The 21,702-nt window shown below is 69.3% G+C and carries 23 protein-coding genes; 8 read left to right on the top strand and 15 right to left on the bottom strand.

Annotated features, from left to right (window positions below; genetic code table 11):
* Positions 1–25: 25 nt before the first annotated feature.
* From AB0J95_RS44800 to deoC, 4 genes are read right to left on the bottom strand one after another with little or no spacing between them, the layout of a single operon-like run.
* On the bottom strand, positions 26–715 hold the full coding sequence (locus AB0J95_RS44800) for a hypothetical protein (protein WP_364771925.1): 690 nt from the start codon (positions 713–715) through the stop codon (positions 26–28).
* A 24-nt stretch (positions 716–739) separates the two neighbouring features.
* Positions 740–1,603, bottom strand: coding sequence for an aldehyde dehydrogenase family protein (locus tag AB0J95_RS44795; RefSeq protein ID WP_364771923.1), 864 nt, complete (start codon positions 1,601–1,603; stop codon positions 740–742).
* Positions 1,596–3,029, bottom strand: a complete 1,434-nt coding sequence (locus AB0J95_RS44790; RefSeq protein ID WP_364771921.1) for an aldehyde dehydrogenase family protein — start codon at positions 3,027–3,029, stop codon at positions 1,596–1,598. The genes AB0J95_RS44795 and AB0J95_RS44790 overlap by 8 nt, the downstream gene beginning before the upstream one ends.
* Position 3,030: 1 nt before the next feature.
* Complete coding sequence (gene deoC, locus AB0J95_RS44785; RefSeq protein WP_364771919.1) at positions 3,031–3,975, bottom strand: deoxyribose-phosphate aldolase; 945 nt, start codon at positions 3,973–3,975, stop codon at positions 3,031–3,033.
* Positions 3,976–4,131: 156 nt separating this feature from the next.
* Here deoC and AB0J95_RS44780 point away from each other — a divergent pair, with 156 nt between their 5' ends.
* Entirely contained in the window at positions 4,132–5,001 is an 870-nt protein-coding gene (locus AB0J95_RS44780; protein ID WP_364771917.1) for a DUF1996 domain-containing protein, read from the top strand.
* 178 nt (positions 5,002–5,179) lie between these two features.
* On the opposite strand, the gene AB0J95_RS44775 is transcribed toward AB0J95_RS44780, so the two are convergent.
* The 3 genes from AB0J95_RS44775 to AB0J95_RS44765 are packed head-to-tail and all read right to left on the bottom strand — an operon-like array spanning position 5,180 to position 6,778.
* Complete coding sequence (locus tag AB0J95_RS44775) at positions 5,180–5,491, bottom strand: alpha/beta fold hydrolase (RefSeq protein WP_364771978.1); 312 nt, start codon at positions 5,489–5,491, stop codon at positions 5,180–5,182.
* Positions 5,492–5,493: 2 nt separating this feature from the next.
* Entirely contained in the window at positions 5,494–6,120 is a 627-nt protein-coding gene (locus AB0J95_RS44770; RefSeq protein ID WP_364771915.1) for an alpha/beta fold hydrolase, read from the bottom strand.
* Positions 6,121–6,154: 34 nt separating this feature from the next.
* Positions 6,155–6,778 carry a DUF1707 domain-containing protein gene (locus tag AB0J95_RS44765; protein ID WP_364771914.1) on the bottom strand — a complete coding sequence of 208 codons (624 nt, stop codon included), beginning with the start codon at positions 6,776–6,778 and terminating at the stop codon, positions 6,155–6,157.
* A gap of 137 nt (positions 6,779–6,915) precedes the next feature.
* Between AB0J95_RS44765 and AB0J95_RS44760 the strand changes: the two genes are divergently transcribed.
* Entirely contained in the window at positions 6,916–8,733 is a 1,818-nt protein-coding gene (locus tag AB0J95_RS44760) for a glycoside hydrolase family 97 catalytic domain-containing protein (protein WP_364771912.1), read from the top strand.
* Positions 8,734–8,972: 239 nt separating this feature from the next.
* Positions 8,973–9,596, top strand: a complete 624-nt coding sequence (gene upp / locus AB0J95_RS44755; protein WP_364771910.1) for a uracil phosphoribosyltransferase — start codon at positions 8,973–8,975, stop codon at positions 9,594–9,596.
* On the opposite strand, the gene AB0J95_RS44750 is transcribed toward upp, so the two are convergent.
* Entirely contained in the window at positions 9,578–10,153 is a 576-nt protein-coding gene (locus AB0J95_RS44750; RefSeq protein WP_364771908.1) for a TetR/AcrR family transcriptional regulator, read from the bottom strand. The two genes, upp and AB0J95_RS44750, sit on opposite strands and share 19 nt — an antisense overlap.
* Before the next feature lie 133 nt (positions 10,154–10,286).
* Between AB0J95_RS44750 and AB0J95_RS44745 the strand changes: the two genes are divergently transcribed.
* The 3 genes from AB0J95_RS44745 to AB0J95_RS44735 are packed head-to-tail and all read left to right on the top strand — an operon-like array spanning position 10,287 to position 11,318.
* Positions 10,287–10,493, top strand: coding sequence for a ribbon-helix-helix protein, CopG family (locus AB0J95_RS44745; protein WP_364771906.1), 207 nt, complete (start codon positions 10,287–10,289; stop codon positions 10,491–10,493).
* Between the two features lie 16 nt (positions 10,494–10,509).
* The gene (locus tag AB0J95_RS44740; RefSeq protein ID WP_364771904.1) at positions 10,510–10,890 is read left to right on the top strand and encodes a Fic family protein; all 381 of its coding nucleotides are present in this window, start codon (positions 10,510–10,512) and stop codon (positions 10,888–10,890) included.
* A 47-nt stretch (positions 10,891–10,937) separates the two neighbouring features.
* Positions 10,938–11,318, top strand: coding sequence for a MerR family transcriptional regulator (locus AB0J95_RS44735; RefSeq protein ID WP_364771902.1), 381 nt, complete (start codon positions 10,938–10,940; stop codon positions 11,316–11,318).
* Between the two features lie 75 nt (positions 11,319–11,393).
* Here the strand turns inward: AB0J95_RS44735 and AB0J95_RS44730 are convergent, their stop codons facing one another.
* Together AB0J95_RS44730 and AB0J95_RS44725 are read right to left on the bottom strand one after the other, a co-directional pair.
* Positions 11,394–14,972: a S8 family serine peptidase gene (locus tag AB0J95_RS44730; protein ID WP_364771900.1), complete on the bottom strand. Its 3,579-nt coding sequence runs from the start codon at positions 14,970–14,972 to the stop codon at positions 11,394–11,396.
* 76 nt (positions 14,973–15,048) lie between these two features.
* Positions 15,049–15,957, bottom strand: a complete 909-nt coding sequence (locus AB0J95_RS44725) for an LLM class flavin-dependent oxidoreductase (RefSeq protein WP_364771898.1) — start codon at positions 15,955–15,957, stop codon at positions 15,049–15,051.
* A 51-nt stretch (positions 15,958–16,008) separates the two neighbouring features.
* Here AB0J95_RS44725 and AB0J95_RS44720 point away from each other — a divergent pair, with 51 nt between their 5' ends.
* Together AB0J95_RS44720 and AB0J95_RS44715 are read left to right on the top strand one after the other, a co-directional pair.
* Entirely contained in the window at positions 16,009–16,776 is a 768-nt protein-coding gene (locus tag AB0J95_RS44720; protein WP_364771896.1) for a helix-turn-helix transcriptional regulator, read from the top strand.
* Entirely contained in the window at positions 16,755–17,402 is a 648-nt protein-coding gene (locus tag AB0J95_RS44715; RefSeq protein WP_364771894.1) for a class I SAM-dependent methyltransferase, read from the top strand. Before AB0J95_RS44720 ends, AB0J95_RS44715 begins: the two co-directional genes overlap by 22 nt.
* On the opposite strand, the gene AB0J95_RS44710 is transcribed toward AB0J95_RS44715, so the two are convergent.
* Genes AB0J95_RS44710 through AB0J95_RS44690 form a run of 5 tightly spaced genes read right to left on the bottom strand, consistent with a single transcriptional unit; the run spans position 17,399 to position 21,694 of the window.
* Positions 17,399–17,851, bottom strand: a complete 453-nt coding sequence (locus AB0J95_RS44710; RefSeq protein ID WP_364771892.1) for a flavodoxin family protein — start codon at positions 17,849–17,851, stop codon at positions 17,399–17,401. The two genes, AB0J95_RS44715 and AB0J95_RS44710, sit on opposite strands and share 4 nt — an antisense overlap.
* Positions 17,852–19,498: a phospho-sugar mutase gene (locus AB0J95_RS44705; RefSeq protein WP_364771890.1), complete on the bottom strand. Its 1,647-nt coding sequence runs from the start codon at positions 19,496–19,498 to the stop codon at positions 17,852–17,854.
* Positions 19,495–20,301, bottom strand: a complete 807-nt coding sequence (locus tag AB0J95_RS44700; protein ID WP_364771888.1) for a purine-nucleoside phosphorylase — start codon at positions 20,299–20,301, stop codon at positions 19,495–19,497. Before AB0J95_RS44700 ends, AB0J95_RS44705 begins: the two co-directional genes overlap by 4 nt.
* Positions 20,298–20,732, bottom strand: a complete 435-nt coding sequence (locus AB0J95_RS44695) for an ABA4-like family protein (protein ID WP_364771886.1) — start codon at positions 20,730–20,732, stop codon at positions 20,298–20,300. The genes AB0J95_RS44700 and AB0J95_RS44695 overlap by 4 nt, the downstream gene beginning before the upstream one ends.
* Positions 20,732–21,694, bottom strand: a complete 963-nt coding sequence (locus AB0J95_RS44690) for a hypothetical protein (RefSeq protein WP_364771884.1) — start codon at positions 21,692–21,694, stop codon at positions 20,732–20,734. The genes AB0J95_RS44695 and AB0J95_RS44690 overlap by 1 nt, the downstream gene beginning before the upstream one ends.
* Positions 21,695–21,702: the final 8 nt, after the last annotated feature.

The following is a 21,702-nucleotide window of genomic DNA, read 5'->3' as shown; positions in this document are numbered from 1 at the left end:
CGCGGCCCGGCGTGTCCCAGTTCCGCTAACTGGGGACCGGCCGGACCACCGCCCAGGACTTCACCGTGCCGCTGCCGCGGCCCCAGCGCAAATGGTCGTCGAACCCGGGGAACCGGTCGGTCAGCCGCGCGTTGTTCACGACGACCTCGGCGGTGGGCTCGCGGTTGGCGCGCCCGCTGAGCGTGTACACCCAGATCGGGTCCGGGCTGACGGTGAACCGCTCGAGCAGCCGGTCGACCACGCGCAGGGTCGGCGGCCGGACGGCCAGCGCCTCGTCGAACCGTTTGGGCAGCTTGCCGAGCCGGCGGGTCATCATCGGCCCGGCCAGGATCTCGGCCTTCGAGCCGTCGGCGTTGCGGGCGTCCTCGCGGTAGACCACCTCGGTGAGCGGGTGGTCCGGCAGGCGCAGCGCGATGAACAGCGGCAGCACGTTGTGCGTCCAGCCCATCAGCGCCTGGCCGACCGGGTGCTCGTGCTCGGAGGCGATGCCGACGGCCTGGTCCCAGGCGGGCGCGGCCCACCCGGGGTCGCCGACCGCGATCGGGATCTGCACCATCTGGCCGTCCTGGTGCCAGATCGGCTCCTCGACCACGATCTTGAGCGACAGTTGCGGCAACGACACGATGCCCCCGTCGGCCGTCGCCGCGATGCCATGGCTCTCGCTCAGCATCGCGGTGACGGTCTCGGCGATCCGTGCCTGGTCGAACTCAGGCATGTGAACTTCTTTTCCCCAGGGGTCCTAGACGCCCATAGGGTGCCACACCGTCTTGGTCTCCAAATACGCACGTAGACGTGTGATGTCCGGCTGTTTGGTCCAGTCCGGTTCGTCCTGGGGAGTGCGCAGGACGCGTTTCACCGTTCCCGCGGCGGCCTTTTCCAGTTCGGCGCGCAGGATCGTCGGCGCGCCGGTCAGGTCCAGGGCGTTCACGTCCGCGTGGGAGGCCAGCCAGGGCGCCAGTTCGACGGCGCTGCCGGTCAGCATGTTGACCACGCCACCGGGAACGTCCGACGTGGCCAGCACCTCGGACAGGGTGATCGCGGGCAGCGGGCGGTCCTTGCTGGACACGACGACCGCCGTGTTCCCGCTCGCGATCACCGGCGCCAGCACGCTGACCAGACCCAGCAACGACGACTCCTGGGGCGCGAACACCGCGACCACGCCGGTCGGTTCCGGCACGGTGAACGAGAAGTACGGTCCGGCGACGGGGTTGGCCGCGCCGAGCACGGTCGCGATCTTGTCCGTCCAGCCCGCGTACCAGACCCAGCGGTCGATCGCCAGGTCCACAAGGGACTGTGCGCGCCGGGTGCCCTCGCTCGCGGTGACCTCCGCGATGAACTGGTCCCGGCGGCCCTCCAGCATCTCCGCGACCCGGTACAGCACCTGGCCGCGGTTGTACGCGGTCGCGGCGGACCAGCCGCCGAAAGCCTTGCGGGCGGCCGCGACCGCGTCACGAGCGTCCTTTCTGGACGCTTGGGCCGCGTTGGCCAGGAACTTGCCCTTGGTGTCGCTGACCGGGTACGTCCGGCCGGACTCGGAGCGCGGGAAGGCGCCGCCGATGTAGAGCTTGTACGTTTTGGCTACAGCCAACCGGTTCTCAGACATCGAGGTACGCCTCCAGCCCGGCGCGGCCGCCCTCACGGCCGAAGCCCGACTCCTGGTAGCCACCGAACGGCGCGGTGGGGTCGAAGCGGTTGAACGTGTTGGCCCAGACCACGCCGGCGCGCATCTTGTCGGCCATCCACAGGATCCGCGAGCCCTTCTCGGTCCAGATGCCGGCCGAGAGCCCGTACGGGGTGTTGTTCGCCTTGGCCACGGCCTCGTCCGGGGTGCGGAAGGTGAGGACCGACAGCACCGGGCCGAAGATCTCCTCGCGGGCGATCCGCATGGCCTGGCTGACGTTGGAGAAGACCGTCGGCGCGAAGAAGAACCCCTTGTCCGGCAACGGGCACGGGCTCGTCCAGCGCTCGGCGCCCTCCTGTTCGCCCGCCTTGGTCAGCTCCTTGATCTTGGCGAGCTGCTCGGGCGAGTTGATCGCGCCGACGTCGGTGTTCTTGTCCAGCGGGTCGCCCACGCGCAGGGTTGACACGCGGGTGCGCAGCTTCTCCAGCAGCTCGTCCGCGATGGACTCGGCGACCAGCAGCCGGGAACCCGCGCAGCAGACGTGGCCCTGGTTGAAGAAGATCCCGTTGACGATGCCTTCGACGGCCTGGTCCAGCGGCGCGTCCTCGAAGACGATGTTGGCCGCCTTGCCACCCAGCTCCAGGGTCAGCTTCTTGCCGGTGCCCGCGAGCGAACCCTGGATGATCTTGCCGACCTCGGTGGAGCCGGTGAACGCGACCTTGTCCACCTGTGGGTGGTTCACCAGCTCGGCACCGACCTGGCCGGCGCCCGGGATGATGTTGACCACGCCCGGCGGCAGGTCCGCCTGCTGGATGATCTCGGCCAGCACCAACGCGGTCAGCGGAGTCGTCTCCGCGGGCTTGAGCACAACCGTGTTGCCGCAAGCCAACGCGGGCGCGATCTTCCACGCGGCCATCAGCAGCGGGAAGTTCCACGGGATCACTTGCCCCGCGACGCCCAGCGGCTTCGGCGACGGGCCGAAGCCCGCGTAGTCCAGCTTGTCCGCCCAGCCGGCGTGGTAGAAGAAGTGCGCCGAGGCGACCGGGATGTCGGTGTCCCGCGACTCCTTGATCGGCTTGCCGTTGTCCAGGCTCTCCAGTACCGCGAGCTCACGGCCGCGCTCGGCGATCATCCGCGCGATCCGGTAGATGTACTTGGCCCGCTCGGCGCCGGGCATCTTGCCCCACACCTTGTCGTGGGCGCGGCGCGCGGCCTTCACCGCGGTGTCCACATCGGCCGGTGCCGCGGTGGACACCTCGGCCAGGACCTCCTCGGTGGCCGGGTTGATCGTCTTGAGCGGCTCGCCCGTACCTTCGACGAACCTGCCGTCGACGAACATCCGGTAGCTGGGCTTGAGGTTCGCGATGTCCCGCGACTCCGGCGCGGGTGCGTACTCCCAAGTTGTCATGTCAGTCCACCGTCACATAGTCCGGGCCGCTGTAGTGGCCCTCGAGTTGGGTTCGGCGCTGCATCAGCAGGTCGTTGAGCAGGCTGGACGCGCCGAAGCGGAACAGCTTGGGGGTCAGCCACTCCGGGCCGGCCACCTCGTGCACGGCGACCAGGTAGCGCACCGCGTCCTTGGTCGCCCGGATGCCGCCGGCCGGTTTGACGCCACGCAGCTCCCCGGTCGTCTTGTACCAGTCCTGCACGGCCTGCAGCATCACGTGCGTGACCGGGAGCGTGGCGGCGGGGGACACCTTGCCGGTCGAGGTCTTGATGAAGTCACCGCCCGCCAGCAGCGCCAGCCAGGACGCGCGGCGGACGTTGTCGTAGGTGACCAGCTCGCCCGTCTCCAGGATGACCTTGAGGTGCGCCTCGCCACAGGCCGCCTTGACGGCCTGGATCTCCTCGAAGACCTGGCCGTACCGGCCGGAGAGGAAAGCGCCGCGGTCGATCACCATGTCCACTTCGGACGCACCGGCGTTCACCGCCTCCTTGACGTCGGCCAGCTTGATCTCCTTGGCGGCACGGCCACTCGGGAACGCGGTCGCCACACTGGCCACCTCGATCTGCGCGCCGTCCAGCGCCTGGACGGCGGTGGCCACCAGGTCGGGGTAGACGCAGACGGCCGCGACATGCGGGACGTCCGGGCGTTCCGGGTCGGGCCTGCGGGCCTTGGCGCACAGGGAGCGCACCTTGCCGTGGGTGTCGGCGCCCTCCAGGGTGGTCAGGTCGACCATGGAGATCGCGGTGTCGATCGCCCACAGCTTCGAGGCCTTCTTGATGCTGCGGGTCGCCAGGCCCGCGGCGCGCTGCTCGACGCCGACCTGGTCGACTCCGGGCAGGCCGTGCAGGAACCGGCGCAAGGTCGTCTCGTCGCGGGTCGCGTCGGCGAGTTCGGGCGGTAGGGCCATTGCTTGAGTCTATGTCCTCGCAGGCGGTGTTCTCGCGGTCACCGTGCTGTTACATTCTAGCTGTGGAAGCGCTCTCACGACTGTGATTCGGAGGGTCTCATGCTGGGCGAACGTGTTTGGAAACGTTTCCGTCTCCGGGTTGGCGCGGTGGTGGCGGTGGCGCCCCTGGTGACCGTCGTGGTGTTGTCCCCGGGGCATGCCCACAGCCACGGCGGCATGGTCTCGGACATCCAGGCGGCGGCGATGACCGGGCAGATGGGCATCCAGGCGGCGTCGGAGTTCCGCGCCACCTGCCAGAGCAGCCACCGCGCGGGCAATGACCCGATCGTGTTCCCGAACCAGCCGAACGTGTCGCACATCCACGAGTTCTTCGGGAACCGCACGACCAACGCGGCCTCGACCCTGCAATCGTTGCGTGCGGGCACAACGAACTGCGTGCCCCAGGTCGACCTGTCGGCGTACTGGGTCCCGACGCTGTACCAGAACGGCGTACCGGTCGCCCCGGAGAGCGTGACGATCTACTACCAAGGCATCCACAACCCCACCCAGGCGATCGCGCCGCCGCAGGGGTTACGGATCGTGGTCGGCAACTCGGGCGCGACGAGCCCGGACGGGAACCCGGCGGCCCGCTGGTCCTGCGTCGGCCAGTCCCCGTCGAGCCGGGACTTCATGAACTGCCCGCCGGGCACGAAGCTGGAGACCTACCTGGACTTCCCGACCTGCTGGAACGGCCGTGACCTGGACTCGCCGAACCACAAGGACCACATGGCCTTCGCCCCCGGCCTGGTCTGCCCGCCGACCCACCCGGTGGTCCTGCCCCGGACGGAGTTCCTGATCACCTACCCGGTCATCGGCACGGGGCTGACCCTCGCCGGAACCCGCAACGGCACGAACGTGACCACAGCCCCGGGTTACACCTTCCACGGCGACTTCATGAACGCCTGGAACCCCGCCGAACTGGAACGAAGAATGCGGGACTGCATCCGCGCCCAGCGAATCTGCGACGTCAACGGAAACCCCGGCTAGCCCCCCGCCCGAGTCGCATCTGTGGTCGCGCAGCGCAGGATCGGCCCGGTACACAGCACACGGCTCGTGGACCGCGCCGCCACACCCGATGTGCACAACCACCCTCAAACGGTCTCGCGGCACCAGAAACTGTCAGCCCCCCGCACTGGGCTGGAAACCGGGGGCCGGAGGCGTCCCCTTATGAGCCGCTCGAGTAGGTGAGGTCGTCGATCTCCGGTTCGGTCCAGCGGCCCTCGCGCAGGATGGCGCGCCACTGCGCGGGATCGTGGCTCGCCGGGGTGGTCGACTCCATGAAGCCGGTGAGCACCGCGGCGAACCGGTCCGGCGAACTGTGGTGCGGGAAGTGCCCGGCGTCCTCGAAGATCTCCAGGTGGGCGCCGGGCATGGCGGCTTTGGCGAGGCGGGCGTGCCCAGCGGGCACGATCCGGTCGTTCGCGCCCCAGATCACCAGCGTCGGCATGCCCTTGGTGAGATAGCAGCGGTCCAGCATGGTCACGACCTGTCCGCGGGCGTCGACGACCGACCGCAGGGTGCGCAGGAACGCGGTTCTGGCGCCGCGGTCCCGCAGTGCCACGTACCGTACCGGTCCCACACGTAGTCCACATCCGGGCCGACGTCGAAGACACGCTGCGCCAACGGAAGGAAGGCCCGCACGAGGCCGCGTACGGGCAGTGAGGTCACCATCGGCAGCACGAACTCCGAACCGGGCGCCGCCGCTGCGCGCAGCAGTGGGTGCACGCCCCGGCCGACCCCGCCGCTGCCGACGAGAACGAGCCGCTCGCACCGTTCCGGGAACTGGTAGGCGAACTGCATGGCGACGCCCGCGCCGAGGGAGTGCCCGACCACGGTGACCCGCTCGACGTCCAGCACGGTGAGCAGGTCGCGCATGCCGCAGGCGTAGGCGGCGGCCGCGTAGTCCGCTCGGGGTTTGTCCGACGCGCCGTGGCCGAGCAGGTCCGGCGCGATCACCGTGTAGCGCGAGGACAGCGCGGGCAGGATCGGGGCCCACGTCGCGGAGTTGTCGCTGATGCCGTGGATCAACAGGATCGCCGGTCCTGAGCCGGCCATCCGGTATGCCCGCCGGTAGCCATGCACCACCCGGAAACGCAACGGCGCCATGCCGCCATTGCAGCAGGGCAACGTTTCCCGGGTATTACTCCTCGATCTCGCGGCGGTTCTTCTTGGGGCGCCTCGGGGGTTTCACCTCGACGCCGGCCATCATGGCGAACCCGGTGACCCGCACCACGGGGCCGCCGGGGGTGTGCACGCCGAGGCTCTTGTCCTCGAAGGCGCCCATGAAGCCGAAGCCGTCGACCTGCACGTGGATGTCGTCCGGCACGCGGATTTCGACGCCGCCCATGAACGCGAACACCTGGATGGTGGTCTCCGCGGCGGTGAACTGGGCCTGGGTGAGGTCGAGCTCGACGCCGCCCATCACCGCGACGACGGTGTGGTGCGGCGAGACGACCCACACGCCTTTGCGGTCGACGCCGGACATGATCGCGATGGACTGGTTCAGCCCGGTGGCGCCGCTGACCCGGTTGCTCGGCACGGGTGTGGTGGCGGGCAACGGAACTCCCTGGACCGGGAGGTCGCGGGTGATCGGTTCGAGGTCGCCGAACGTCTTGGCCGCGTACACGGCGTCGAGGCGTTCCTCCAGTTCCTTCAGGTCAAGCCGGCCCTCGGCCATGGCGGTGTGCAGGATTTGCGCCACCTTTTCGCGGTCCTCGTTCGACACGCGGATGCTCAGGTGGTCCCCCGGCTGCTGCTCGCTCACACAGCAGACCCTAGTCCTCGAAAGAACCCCGGACACATCCGATGAATTGGCCTCGAAGTGCCCTGAATGGCGGTGAATAACCGCCAGACATCGGACTACTGTCGACGATGTCCGCCGCGCAACCGGGAAGGAGTGACATGAGAGGACGTGTGCGGACCATCCTCGCTGTGCTGGCCATGGCGTTGGCAGTCCCCGCTTACGGCCACGCGGCCCCGGCGACGCACTGGCGGATCGCCGGACCCGCGCAGCCGGAAGCGAACGTCGACCTCGCCGACGGCCGGCTGACGTTGTCGGTGCGCCGGGGATCGACGACCGTGCTGGAGCCCTCGGCGCTGGGGATCGAGACGGCGCACGGGGATTTCACGCAAGACCTGCGGTTCGCGGGGATATCGCAGCGAACCGTGCACGAGACCTACTCGACCAAGTCCGGACGGCGGTTGCGGCACGTGGCCGACGCCGCGGAGACCACGTTGCGGTTCGCCAACCGATCGGGTGCGGTGATGAGCCTGATCGTGCGGGTCTCGGCGGATGGGGTCGCCTACCGGTACTCGTTCGATTCGCCGAAGTGGGTGACCGTCGTCCGCGAATCGAGCGAATTCGCCGTCCCCACCCAGGCGGACTCATTCCTGCTGCCGTACGACAACGGCCGCAGTGACTACGAGAACGTCCACGTCCACCGCCGGGTCAACGACCAGGATCCCATCGAGTACGGCTATCCCGCACTGTTCAAAGTGGACGACACGTGGATGCTGTTGCTGGAGTCCGATCTGAACGGCAGCTACGGCGGATCGCGGGTGACTCTCAAAGACGACCGCAAGTTCCACCTGACCCTGCCCGATCCGGCCGAGACCGCGCAGGCTCCGCTGAACACCCCATGGCGCGTCATGGTCGTCGGTGATCTTTCGACCGTCACGGAAAGCGACCTCGTCACCGACCTGGCGGCACCGTCCAAAGTAGATGACACGGCGTGGATAACGGCCGGGGTGGGCGCGTGGTCCTGGTGGGGTGACGGCACCGGCACCCTCGACCTGCAGAAGAAGTACGTCGACTACGCGGCGAGCCAGGGCTGGGCGTACGACCTCGTCGACTCGGGCTGGTCGGACACCTGGATCCCCGACCTGACCGCGTACGCCAAACAGCGCAACGTCGGCATCTGGCTCTGGGTGCGTTGGCAGACAATAGATACGGACAGTGAACGGGACCGGTTGTTCGAGCTGTACCGGTCGTGGGGCGTGGTCGGCCTGAAGATCGACTTCATCGAGTCCGACGGGCAGGACCGGATGCGTTGGTACGACGCGGTTCTGGCGGCCTCGGCGAAGTACCACCTGATGCTCGACTTCCACGGCGCGCCGATCCCGCGTGGCATCGAGCGGACCTGGCCGCAGGTCATGTCAGCCGAGGCCGTGAAGGGCGCCGAGGGCACCCGGCCCCGCCCGGGCCGCGTGCCGTTCCCGATCGAGCACTACCTGACCCTGCCGTTCACCAGGAACCTGACCGGGTCGATGGACTTCACCCCGGTGACGTTCAGCGGCGTCCGCCCGAACACCGACGCCGCCGAGCTGGCCCTCTCGGTGGTCTACGAGTCCGGGCTGCAGAACTTCGCCGACAAAGTGGACGTCTACCGGACTTATCCGTTGGCGGAACAACTCCTGCGCGCGATCCCGGCGGCTTGGGACGACACCAAGTTGGTGGCCGGTGATCCCGGCAAACTCGCTGTCCTGGCACGGAAGTCGGGCGCGGACTGGTTCGTTGGCGCGATCACCGCGGGCGATCCCACGCGGCTGGCGGTGCCGTTGCGGTTCCTGGAAAGCGGCACCTGGACCGCGGAGCTGTACGCCGACGGAGCCGACACCAAGATCGCGTACTCGACTCAACAGGTGACCGCGGCGACGACGTTGTCGGTGCCTGTCGGGAAGAACGGTGGCTTCACGATTCGGTTGACCCAGACGAAGTGACAAGGGGTCGGCCCGAATCCACCGGGGGAGACGACCCCCTATCTCCCAACGGCCCTTGGCCTCCGGCCCCCGGTATCCAGCGTACGGGGTGGTACCGACAGTTGCGGGCAGCGAAGATCATCTCCGAGGAGGTTGTCCACAAGGGTGGGTTCGGATCGGCCGGGTAGGCGGGCCGTCGGGGCGGTCACCCAACGCGACCTGGGGCGCTACCGGCGCGGAGCCAAGCTAGTGTCCCCGTCATGGATGTCGTCGAGGTTGATCACCCGCTGGCCAAGGCCCGGCTGACCACGATGCGGGACGCTCGCACGGACAGCGCGGCCTTCCGGGCCGCGCTGCACGAGCTGACCGTGATGCTGATCTACGAGGCCATGCGGGACGCTCCCGTGCGGGTGGAGCGCATCCACACGCCGGTGGCCCGGACCGACGGCCACTGGCTGGCCAACCCGCCGCTGCTGGTGCCGGTGCTGCGGGCCGGGCTGGGCATGGCCGACCAGGCGCACAAGCTGATCCCGGACGCCCAGATGGGGTTCGTGGGGATGAGCCGCGACGAGGAGACCCTGCTGCCGACGCCGTACATGGAGTCGCTGCCGGAGACCCTCGCCGGGCGGCCGGTGTTCGTGCTCGACCCGATGCTGGCCACCGGCGGGTCGATGATCCACACGATCAACCTGCTGGTCGGCCGGGGCGCCACGGATGTCACGGCGGTGTGCGCGCTGGCCGCGCCGGAGGGCATCCAGGCGCTGAAGGACGCGGGGCTGCCGGTCCGGCTGGTGACGGCGAGCGTCGACGAACGGCTCAACGACTCCGGGTTCATCGTCCCGGGCCTCGGTGACGCCGGGGACCGTCAGTACGGCGCGGTGTGAGCGTTCTCCCGCTGCGGGGTGGCCAGGCCGGCGCGCAGTACGCGCTCCACCTGGCCGCTGTCGGTCAGGTTGCCGTTCAGCTCGAGCGACACCAGGCCGTGCGCCAGGCCCCAGACCGTCATCGCGGCGGTCTCCGGGTCGGGCACGCCCGCGCGGCGTCCAACCGCGACCATCGGCGCGAGGACATGTCCAGCTGCTTCGTGGTCGGGTTCGAACCCCGCCACGGCCTTGGTGAACATGATCGAGTACAGGTGTGGTTCGGCCAGGGCGGCCCGGCGGTAGGCCAGGCCCATCCGGACCAGGTCCTCGGCCGGCTCGCCGGAGCAGTCCACCTCGGACAGCCGGGCGCCGAACCGCTGGAACGCGGCCGTGTACAACTCCCTGACGAGGGCGGGCTTGCCGCCGAACAGCGAGTACACGGCGGTGGTCGAGGTGCCGACATCAGCCGCGAGCCGCCGGAGGCTCAACGCTTCCGGTCCGGCGGTGGACAGCAGCTGGCCGGCCCGGTCTAACAGCCGGACTCGTAAGGCCTCGTCATGCGTCTTGGGGCGGGGCACTTGTCGAGGTTAGCCCGGAAATGCGTAGTCGGTTCCGACTGTGCACCAAAGTGCACCCCTGTGGGCAGCCTCAGGTGCGCGAGAAGTGCCACGGGCTGATGGCTTTTCGAGATCGAAGCGTTAGGATGCCTCAATGGCCTTGACGTTGCGCCTGAGCGACGACGAAGAAGACCGCCTGTCAGAGCTCGCGGAGGCCGAGGGACGCTCCAAGCAGGAGATCCTCCGGCTTGCGCTGGCCGACCGCTGGTCCAAGCTGCACAAGCAGCAGCAGCTTGGCGACGTGCTGGAACGTGTCCTGCCCCGCTACGAGGGCCTGCTGAACCGACTGGGCACCGGCTGACGATATAAGTCTGTCCGTGCTGACCTACCTGGACGCCAGCGACCTGCTGGTGCTCGCGGCGGCCGTGACCGGGGGCGACCTCGTGGTCCGTGACCTCGGCCTGCTCGACTCCGCCGCGCACCGCCCGCAGGCCACCGTGCTCGGCGTCGAGGCGTACGAGACGTTATGGCTGAAGGCGGCCGCTCTGATGGAGTCCATTATCCGCAACCGGCCGCTGGCCGAGGGCAACTGGCGGCTGGGCTGGGTGGCCGCGGTGACTTTGTGCGACATCAACGGCTGGTGGGTGGACGCCGAGGAGGACGCCGCGCTGGACCTGGTCCGCGAGGTGGACCGGGGCGCCATCGAGGTCCCGGCCATCGCCGCGCTGCTCGAGTCGTGGGGCATTCAGCGGAAGTAGGCCACGGACTTGACCTGGAGCGCGCTCCAGGTTCTAGCGTCGGGTCCGTGAACTACGCGATCGCCCAGGCAGCTGAGCGCAGTGGGCTGTCCATCGACACACTGCGGTACTACGAACGGATCGGTCTCGTCGACCCGCCCGCCCGGGACTCCGGTGGCCGCCGCGCCTACACCGACGCCGACCTCGGCTGGCTCGAGTTCCTGACGAAACTGCGCACCACCGGGATGCCGATCCGGATGATGCGCGAGTACGCCCAGCTCAAGGACAGTCCGGGTGCGGCGATGCGACGCCGTCAGATGCTGGTCGACCACCGCAAGGACGTGCTGGAGCGGATCGCCGAGCTGCAGACCTCGCTGGACGCCCTGAACCACAAGATCGGCCTGTACGACGACCAGCTCTGCCCACCCACCCAAGCCGCGGCAGGCTGAACCCCAGCTCACCCTTCGTGAGTGGGTTCGGCCGTTCTGACGACCGAACCCACCCACGAGGGCTGACCTTGGGGTCTACTTCACCGCGTAGGCGCGGGTGATCGTTTCGGTGACGGTGTTTCCGTCGAGGTCGGACGCGGAGGCGCGCAGCGACGCGTAACCGGCGGGCCCGGCGGGGATTTCCAGGCGGTTGCCGTAGGTCTTGACGCGCTGCCACGTCTTGCCGTCGTCATAGGACACCTCAACGTTCACCGACCGAACCCACGACGACCGCGCTCCTGGCTGGTGCGCGACCGTGACAGTGCCGGTGACGGGGCCGTGCGCGGTGTTGCGGGCGTCGAGGTTCAAGTCGTACCGGATGTCCAGCAACGGCAACGCCGCCCGCTCCTGGGTGCCCTTGCCGGCCTGGAACGTCCACTCGGAATGGACCTTCGGGGACAGCACCGGGTCTAGGTTCCCGGCGGCCCGTGCAGCGTCGGCGATCAACGTGAACCGCCCCGGCCCGCGCGGAACGTCGAACGCACCCAACGCCGGCCGGTCGCCTCGGCGGGCGATTTCCTTGCCGTCCTTCAGCAACACCGTCGACCCAACGTTCGAGACGTCGAACTGGCTGGCCGTCGCCGGGTCGCTGTCGGCGAACATCGGTATCGCCAACGTGATCCGGTCGCCGGAACGGTAGGCCCACGGCACCGGCTTGCCGTCCTGACGGCTCGTCGGCGGAGTGGTGAGCTCGGGCCCGAACGGCGCCGCGAAGACCCGGGCCGACCGCTTCTCGCCGGCCTTGAGCGTCACCGGAAGCGTTGTCTCGTAGTCGAACGCGGTGTCATCGGTGAAGCCGCCGGTGTCGAACATCGTCAGAGCGGCCCCGGGTGAGACGTAGTCGACCCGCTGCTGCGGCCACTTCGACTCGATGTCCGCGCCCGCCCGCAGCTCCCCGAGCGCCCATGACGCTCCGCCGAACCGGTAGGTCCCGGGCTTCATGGTGTCGGTGAGCTGACGCGAGATCTGGCCCAGCGAGGCCTTGCTGAACCGGAAGTCGTGCCCACCGGGCAGGCCGCCGTCCACTTTGTCCGCGAGGAAGTACGAGACCGGGCTGTTGGCGCGGATGGACAGCGTGGCCTCGACGGTCCGCTGTTTCATCAACGCCTGCGCGCCCTGCAGATCGGTCTGCCGGAACGCCATCACCGTCGGCAGCGCGGGCCGCGCATCCGGACCCGCGTCGGCGGCCGGGTTGAAGTAGGAGATCACCGCCTTGGCGCCCTTCTGCTTCAACAGCTCGATGCCGCCCAGCATCTGCTCGCTGGACGGGTAGCCCGGGTCGTCCCAGTCGCGTGGGGTGATCAGCGCGATGGCACCGGAGACGTCACCGGCCTTCTCGATGGACTCGGTGTCCGCCTCGCCGACGTCGACCAGCCGCGCGGTCAGGTCACCGGTGAACCCCATGTCCCACGGGGCATACGTGTCGGTGAACTCGTAGCCACCGGCGCCGTTGACGTGTGTGATCGCCCACGGGTAGCTCCAGTAGCTGAGGCTGGCGAAGCTCAGCCCGCGCATCGGCGGGCCCGCGACGGTGAACTCGCTGCCGCCCGGCGCGCCACCGCGCAACAACGCTGTCCCACCAGCGGGACCGGCCAGGTCGGGGTCGGACGTGATCCCCATCCCGCCACCGCTCTGGGCCCGCGCGGCCGGGTCGTCGATGCCGACCGTGACCGGCTTGCCCGACGCGGTGCCGACGGAGATCGACGTATCCGCCGAGACATCCGCGTGCTGCGCGAACATCGTGTCGGTGAAAGCGGAGTCGATGATCTGGCCGAGCACCCGGTAGCTGCCGGCGGGAACGGTGAACGAGACCGTGTCGTTGTCGGTGAACCCGATCTGCGCCAGCCCGGTCTGCTCGTTCTGCGCGATGACCAGCGCCTGCAACGGGGTTCCCGACCGCGGCGGGACCTTCACGGTCAGCGTTCGCTTGTCGCCGTTGAACTGTGCGGTCAACGGCGTGTTCAGGAGAACATCCCCGGCGCGCGCCCGCAGAACACCAGTGACATCACCAACAGGCCGCGAAGAACCACGTGTGCTCACGGTGACAATGGCGCTGCCGGAAGCGGGAACGGTCACCGACTTGTCCACAGTGAACAGTTCCCGGTGCGGAACATCCAGGTCCAGCGCCAAAGTGACCGGCTTGGACCCGGAGTTGGAGTACGTGATCTCGCGGGAAACGTCACCGACGCCCCACATCGCCCCGAACCCGGCCAGCCCCTCGGCCCGGACCTGCTGCAACACACCGCGAGCGACATCGAGGCGACCCGCGCCCTGGGCGAAGGTGTCGATACCGGGCAGGCGTTTGGCCGACCCGATGAGCGTGTTCTTGATCTGCTCACCGGTCCAGTCCGGGTGCTGCTGCGCCAGAATCGCCGCCGCACCGGCCACATGCGGTGTGGCCATGGAGGTCCCGGAGATCTTGGTGTAGAACTCGTTGACCGAGAACTCGGTGAACGTCCCCGCGGCCCGCGCGGCGACGATGTCCGTGCCGGGCGCGGCGATCTCCGGCTTGAGCCCGAAGTCCCCGGCCCGCGGGCCCTGGCTGGACGTCGTGCTCAGCACGTCCGACTTGGTCACGTTGGCCACGGTCAGCGCCTTGTCGGCGGCACCGGGAGAGCCGACCGACTCGCGCACCCCGGAGTTGCCCGCGGCGATCACGAACAGCACGCCGCTGGACTCCGACAGCTGGTTCACCGCCTGGGACATCAGGTCCGTGCCGTCGGTGACGCCGCCGCCGAGGCTCATGTTGACGACCTTGGCACCCTGCTGGACGGCCCACCGCATCCCGTTGACGATCCAGTCCTCGCGCCCGCCGAACTCGCCGAGCACCTTCCCGATCAGCAGGTGCGCGCCGGGTGCGACGCCCTTGAACCGGCCGCCGGAGGCCGCGCCGCTGCCCGCGATCGTGCTGGCCACATGGGTTCCGTGGCCGACGGTGTCCTTGATGCCCTCACCGGTGAAGTCGACCGCGTTGTCCACAATAGACTTCAGGTCCGGGTGACCCGCGTCGTACCCGGTGTCCAGCACGGCGACCTTCACGCCGTCGCCGCGGAACCCGGCCTGCCAGGCCTGGGGCGCGCCGACCTGCGGCACGCTCTGGTCGAGGGCCGGCCGGACCCGCCCGTTCAGCCACACCTTCCGCGGCGCGGCCTCGCGGGCCACCGAGCGTTCCCGCCACTGCTTGGCGGCCTCGGTCTTCGGTGTGTAGACAGCCTGGACGCCCGCGGTGAGCCCGCGGGCGGCGGTGTTCGTCACGATGGTCGGCACGGCCGGCTCGTGTGCGTCGTCGTAGTCCTGCTGCACCAGCCCGGTGACGTCGAACAAGCGCTTGTCCAGCTTGTCCTGCATCAGGTCGCGCACGGCGTCATCAGGGACCACATAGTCATGACCGTTGAGGCGGTACTGCCAGTACCGCACCTGTTCCCGGCCGGTCGCCATGTGCACGGCAGCCACCCGGTCGCCGAGCACGGTCACGCGGTCGCCGGTGATCAACGTGACGGTCTCGGCCGGGTTCGCGGGGTCTGCCCCTGGGTTGTCCTGCGCGGCGGCGGGTGTCCCGGTCAGCCCGGTGAGGAGGAGCGCGGCTGTCAGGACCGCGCACTGCTTTCTGCCCACTTGTTTCCTTAGCGTAGGGGACCGATCACCCGTTGCTCACGGACCGCGCCTCGCCGGGGTTGCATGGGACTTTCGTTCACAGTCGCGCTGTCAGCTCGGCGATCTGGGCCAGCTGGTCGCGCTGGACGCCGATGTCCAGGGCGGCGATCCGCAGGACGACGTGCTCGGCTCCTGCCTTCAGGTACGGGACGAGCTGGTCGCGGACGTGCTCGGGCGGCCCGGCGGTGAGGAACTGGATGGTCTTCGCGATCTCCAGCGGGACGCCGTAGTTCGTCTGCGTGTACTCGGCGAGCGCCGCCTGGCCTTCCTCGGCACTGGTGGTGATCAGGACGGTCGCGAACAGGGCCGCGGTCACGTCTCGCCCATCCGCCCGGACGGCGGCGAGTCCGGGCGCGTAGTCGGCGGGGTTGGGCGGATAGGGCAACCAGCCGTCGTAGAGGGCGGCGGTGCGGGCCAGGGCCCGGGGAGTGGCGCCGCCGAGCCAGATCCGTGGGCCGCCAGGCTGGACGGGGCGGGCGACCGGCGGGACGTCGTCGAAGCGCAGGACCTTGCCGTGGAAGGAAACCGGCTCGTCGCTCGTCCACAACCGGCGCCACAGCCGGACGGTCTCATCGAGCCGCGTGAACCGGTTCGCCCACGGCACCCCGGACATCGCGTACTCCGGTTCGGACCGGCCCGGGAACCCGGCGCCGACGGTCACGGTCAACCGCCCGCCGGACAGCAGATCCAGCGACGCCAACGTTTGCGCGGCCTGAACGGGCGACCGGAACGCGGGCAGCAATGCTGCCGTACCCAACGTCACCCGCGAGGTCACGGACGACACCGCGGCCAGTGTCGTCAACGGTTCCAGCACGGGCCGCAGGAGCGTGTCGCCGACCCACACCGAGTCGTAGCCGAGGTCCTCCGCCCGGACCGCGAAGCCGACCAGTTCGCGCGGGGTCTGTTTGGTGTTCGTGGTCGGCAGGATCACACCGAAGTTCGCCATGCCTCGAATCCTCCACATAGCAGCAATTCCCTCGAAGGAATACGCTGAGGAGTGGACTTCGCCAGCGCCCTGCGCGCCCGCCGGACCCGTCGCCGGATGAGCCAGCTCGAACTGGCCGTGCGCGCGGGAACCACCCAGCGGCACGTGAGTTTCATGGAGAGCGGCCGGTCGGCGCCGGGCCGCGCGATGGTCGTCCGCCTGGCCGAGTCCCTCGAACTGCCGTTGCGGGAACGCAACGAACTCCTGCTCACCGCCGGTTTCGCCCCCGCCTACCCGCAGACGTCCCTGGACGACACCCGCCTCGCGCCGGTGATGACCGCGTTGACCCACATCCTCAACGGGCACATGCCGTTCCCCGCGATCGTGGTGGACCGCTACGGCGACATCATCGCGCACAACGCGGCTTTCCCGGTCCTCATCGGGGCAGTGGCGCCGCAGCTGCTGGACAAGCCGATGAACGCCTATCGGATCGCCTTGCACCCCAAGGGAATGGCGCCTCGGATCGGCAACTTCGCGGCCTGGGCCCGGCACGTCACCGAACGCCTGCACCAGGAGTCGGTCCGCAACCCCGACCCCCGCCTCACCGAACTGGCCACCGAACTCGACGCGTACCTCCCGGACATCGCCCTGCCCGACGACCACCTCGGCTTCGCCGTGCCGCTGGAACTCGGCGACCTCCGCCTGACCACCACCGTGACCACCTTCGCCACAGCAGTGGACATCACCATCGCCGAACTCAAGCTCGAAGCGTTCCTGCCCGCGGACGCGAAAACCGCCGAAGCGCTGAGGTCTTTCGCGTGGCCGAGCCCGACTACCTGACCACCACCCGGGATTCCTACGACTCCGTGGCCGTGGACTACGAGAAGCTGTTGCGCGACGAACTCGACGCGAAGCCGTTCGACCGGGCCATGTTGGCCGCGTTCGCCGATCTCGTGCGGGTTGAGGACAGCGGCCCGGTCGCCGATCTCGGCTGTGGACCTGGCCGGGTGACCGCACATCTGGCCGGCCTCGGGCTGACGGTGTTCGGCGTGGACCTGTCATCGGAGATGGTCGCCGTCGCCCGCCGGGAACATCCGGGCCTGCGGTTCGAAGAGGGGTCGATGACCTCATTGGCGCTCGGGGACGGTGTTCTTGGCGGCATTGTCGCCTGGTACTCCATCATCCACACGCCACCGGAGTCGCTGCCCGGCATCTTCGCCGAGTTCCACCGGGTGCTGGCGCCGGGCGGCCACCTGCTGGTCGCCTTCAAGGCCGGTGACGAGCGCCGTCACTTGGCACACGCGTACGGGCATGACCTGTCACTTGAGGTCTACTGGCTACCGCCGGAGCGCGTCGCCGAACTGTCGAGCCGAGCAGGCCTGGTCGAGGTCGCCAGGCTGGTGCGTGACCCTGATCGGACCGAAGGGGGACCTCAGGCGTATCTCGTTGCCCGCAAGCCGAACTAGCCCATCAGGCCCGCGGCGAGGGTGGCGCCCAGTTCCCAGCAGGCTTCGAGGTCCGCCTTACCCGGTGCGCCCATGACGGTCACCGCAGCCGCGGCGGAGGTCCAGCCCAGACCCTTGGCGATGCCTTCGATCGCGCGGACCGCGCCTTCGGTGCCTTCGTTGCCGTGCACGTAAAAGCCGAACGGACGGCCCCGTGTGGCGTCGAGGCACGGGTAGTAGATCTGGTCGAAGAAGTGTTTGAGGGCACCGGACATGTAGCCGATGTTCGCTGGTGTGCCCAGGAGGTACCCGTCGGCGTCGAGGGCGTCCACCGCGGTCGCGGCCAGAGCGGCGCGGCGGACCACCTCTACGTCGACGATCTCCGGATCGGTCGCGCCGGACACCACGGCCTCGAACATCGCCTGCATACCAGGCGATGGGGTGTGGTGGACGATCAGCAACCGGGCCATTCAGGCTCCCAGCAACGACTTGATCTCGGCGTGCACTCCTGCCAACTGGTCTCGGGCGGAGGTCCGCGCGGCCTCCAGCGAGGTGGTCACCGGAGTGACGACTTCCAGGTACGCCTTGAGCTTGGGCTCGGTGCCGGACGGCCGGATGATCACCCGCACGCCCGGTCCGGTGAGCCGCAGGATGTCCGGCTGCGGGAACTCGGCCGACACCTGCACCCCGGCCAGCGAAGCAGGCGGGGAGGTCCGCAGCTGGTTCATCAGGTCCCGGATGACGGACAACTCGGTGACCCGCAAGGATACCTGGTCGGTCAGGTGCACGCCGTGCGTGGTGGACAACGAGTCCAGCACATCGAGCAGCGTCTGCCCGGATGCCTTCAACGTGGCCGCGAGGTCGCAAGCGACGACGGCGGCCGAGATGCCGTCCTTGTCCCGGACGAACTGCGGGTCGACGCAGTTGCCGAGCGCCTCCTCGTAGGCGAACACCAGCCCGGTGCCCTGCCCGTCCCCGGCCCGCACCAGCCACTTGAACCCGGTCAGCGTCTCGTCATACCGGGCCCCGGCGGCCGCGGCGATCTTGCCCAGCATGGACGAGGACACGATCGTCGTCGCCACCAAAGGAGACGGGTTGGCCACGCGGTCCAAAGTGGACAACATGTGGTGACCCAGCAGAGTCCCGGTCTCATCGCCGCGCAACATCCGCCAGCCATCAGGCCCGCGGACACCCAGCGCGCATCGGTCAGCGTCCGGATCCAGGGCGATCGCGATGTCGGCATCGACCGAGGAAGCCAGCGACAGCAACAGATCCGTGGCGCCGGGCTCCTCGGGGTTCGGGAAAGACACCGTGGGGAACGCCGGATCGGGCGCGGCCTGCTCCCGGACCACATGCACATCGGTGAAACCCGCGCGCCGCAACGCCTCGACCGCGGCCGCGCCGCCGACCCCGTGCATGGGCGTCATGGCGACCTTCAAGTCCCGCGCGGTACCCCGGGGCAGCGAAGCCAGCCGCGAGTAGTAGGCCTCGACGATGTCCTCGCGCGTACTCGGCGTGACCGGCGCCCGCGAGATCGACACGGCGGGGAGCGCGTCCCGGATCGCCGCCTCGATCAGCCGGTCGTCCGGCGGCACGATCTGCGTCCCGTTGGCGTCGTACAGCTTGTACCCGTTGTCCGCCGGGGGATTGTGCGACGCGGTGATCTGGATCCCCGCGATGGCACCGAGATGACGCACCGCGAAGGCGGTCATGGGCGTCGGCAGCGGTCCGTCCAACGGGCACACCGTGAACCCGGCCGCAGTCAGAACCCCAACGACGTCAAGGAAGAACTCGGCCGACCCGGTCCGGGCATCCCGGCCGACGACGACCACGCCGCTTGTGTGTCCCTTGTGGAAGAGCCACGCGACAACCCCGGCCGTCGTGCGAGTGACCACCGAACGGTTCATCCCGTTGGGCCCGGCGCGAACCGGGCCGCGCAGCCCGGCGGTGCCGAACGTCAGCGGTCCGGCCATCCGGTCGGCGAGATCCGCTACGGCCGCCTCCGAGCCGCCCATCGCCTGCGCCAGAACCTGTTGCAGCTCAGTGCGAGCGGCCGGATCGACGTCGTCGGCGATCCACCGGAAGGCGCGGTCGCGCAGCTCGGAGGTGAGCCTCACGCCCGCACCACCAGTTCCCGCAGCAGCCTGCCCATCGCGGCGGCCGACTTCTGGCCCGCCTCAAGCACTTCCAGGTGGTTCAGCGGTTCACCGGTGATCCCGGCGGCCAGGTTGGTCACCATCGACAGCCCGAACACCTCGACCCCGGCGGCGCGGGAGGCGATCGCCTCCAGCACGGTCGACATGCCGACCAGGTCCGCGCCCATCGTGGTGAGCATCCGGATCTCGGCCGGGGTCTCGAAGTGCGGACCCGGCAGGCCGGCGTACACGCCCTCTTCCAGCGACGGGTCGATCGACCGGGCGACCTCCCGCAACCGGGACGAGTACAGGTCCGTCAGGTCCACGAACTCGGCGCCGACCAGCGGGGACTTCGCGGTCAGGTTGAGGTGGTCGCTGATCAGCACCGGCTGGCCCACGGTGTAGGCCGGCCGCAGCCCGCCGGCCGCGTTGGTCAGCACGATCGACTTCACGCCGGCCGCCGCGGCCGTCCGCACCCCGTGCACGACCTGGGCGACGCCGTGGCCCTCGTAGCCGTGGGTCCGGCCCAGCATGATCAGCACCCGCTTGTCGCCCACGGTCAGCGAGCGGATCGCGCCGCCGTGCCCGGCCACGGTCGGCGCGAGGAACCCGGGCAGCGAGGCGACCGGCACCTCCGCGCCGTCCGTGCCGATCTCGTCGGCCGCGGGCCGCCAGCCGGAGCCGAGGACGACGGCCAGGTCGTGCTTTTCCACCCCGGTCTGGGCGGCCAGCGCCGCCGCTGCCGACTGGGCGACTGCTTTCGGGTCTTCGTTCGTACCGGTCACGCCGGGGAGCCTACGGGAACGCGCGCCGCGACCCGCCGAACCGCGAGGTAGACCAGGAAACCGATGGGCGCGAACAGGATCGTGACCAGCAGTACCGGGGCCATCACCAACGGGTGAACCCGGCGCTCCTGGCTGTCCAGGTACATCCACCGCCCGGCGAACAGGTCCCACGCGATGATGTGCGCCCAGACCAGGGTGGCCGCCCCGCCCTCGGTCATGGCGGCCTGCAGCCCCGGCAGCGACGGGGATGTCACCAGGGGCAGCAGGTCGGCCAGCCGGGGGACCGCGATGAGCAGGTACAGCGCGGACACCGGGGCGGCGATCCACGGCGAGCCGATGATCCGGCGCGTCCACTCCCACCCGGGCAGCACGATCATCAGCGCCCAGAACGGCGCGGCCAGCAGGAACGACAGCTGGAACAGCGAGGCCATCAGACCAGCACCTTCTCCGGTGACTCGACGGCGGCCCGGGGCCGCGAACGGACGATGGCGACGGCAGAACCGGCCACGGCCAGCACCAGCAGCGCGAACACGCTCATGGTCAACCCGTCCGGCGCGATCAGCGACTGCCCACGCAGCGCCTGCCAGGTGGTCAGCACCAGCAGACCGAAGTAGCCCGCGCCCGCGGCCAGCACCAGCCGGGTGCGCACGACCTCGTCCCAGCGCGAGAACCGGCGGCGCAGCAGCAGCGCCAGCAGCGGCAGGGCCTGCAGGGCGTGGATGCCGATGAAGTGCGGGACGCGCAGGTCGCCGCCGACCGTGCTCCAGTGCGTGATCGGCATGCCCGGCCCGCCGTCCGGCACGCCCACGGTGTGCGCGCCGATCGACGGCGAGTGGCCGCCGGAGGTCTCGATGGCCAGCTGCGACTCGGTCGGCGCGGTCATGAAGAACGCGACCGCCATGCCGCCCAGCGCGATGAGAAGGCCGAGCCGGATCGCCCACAGCGTGGCCGGGGCGGCGAACCGCTGGCGCAGCACGGCGATGCCGATGACCAGGTTGGCCAGCCAGGCGACCACGATCGACATGCCCATGATCTGGTAGAGCTGCGAGTCGAAGTCGGTCAGGTTGTTGAAGTGGCTCCGGGTGCCGCGGGTGGCCTGGCCGATGATCACGACCATCTCGACGACCATGGTCGCGCTGATCACCGTCCCCATCCACCAGACCAGCCTGGACCGCTTGCGTAACAACGACATCAGCCAGGCCAGGGTGAACGCGTAGATCGCGATGGAGACGGAGAACTTGACCGGTTTCAGCCAGATCGGCTCGCCAAGCAGGACGCGGTCGTCGAACGCCAGGCCGCCGATGCCGAACAGCAGCGAGGCCAGCATCAGGCCGGTGAGCAGCAGCAGTGGTTTGTGCCAGGTGCGGATGTCCATGTCGGGCCCCTCGGTCAACGTGGATA

Source organism: Actinocrispum sp. NPDC049592, from assembly GCF_040675465.1.
In the GTDB taxonomy this organism is placed as follows: Bacteria; Actinomycetota; Actinomycetes; order Mycobacteriales; family Pseudonocardiaceae; genus Kibdelosporangium.
This window is presented reverse-complemented; position numbering and strand designations above follow the sequence as displayed.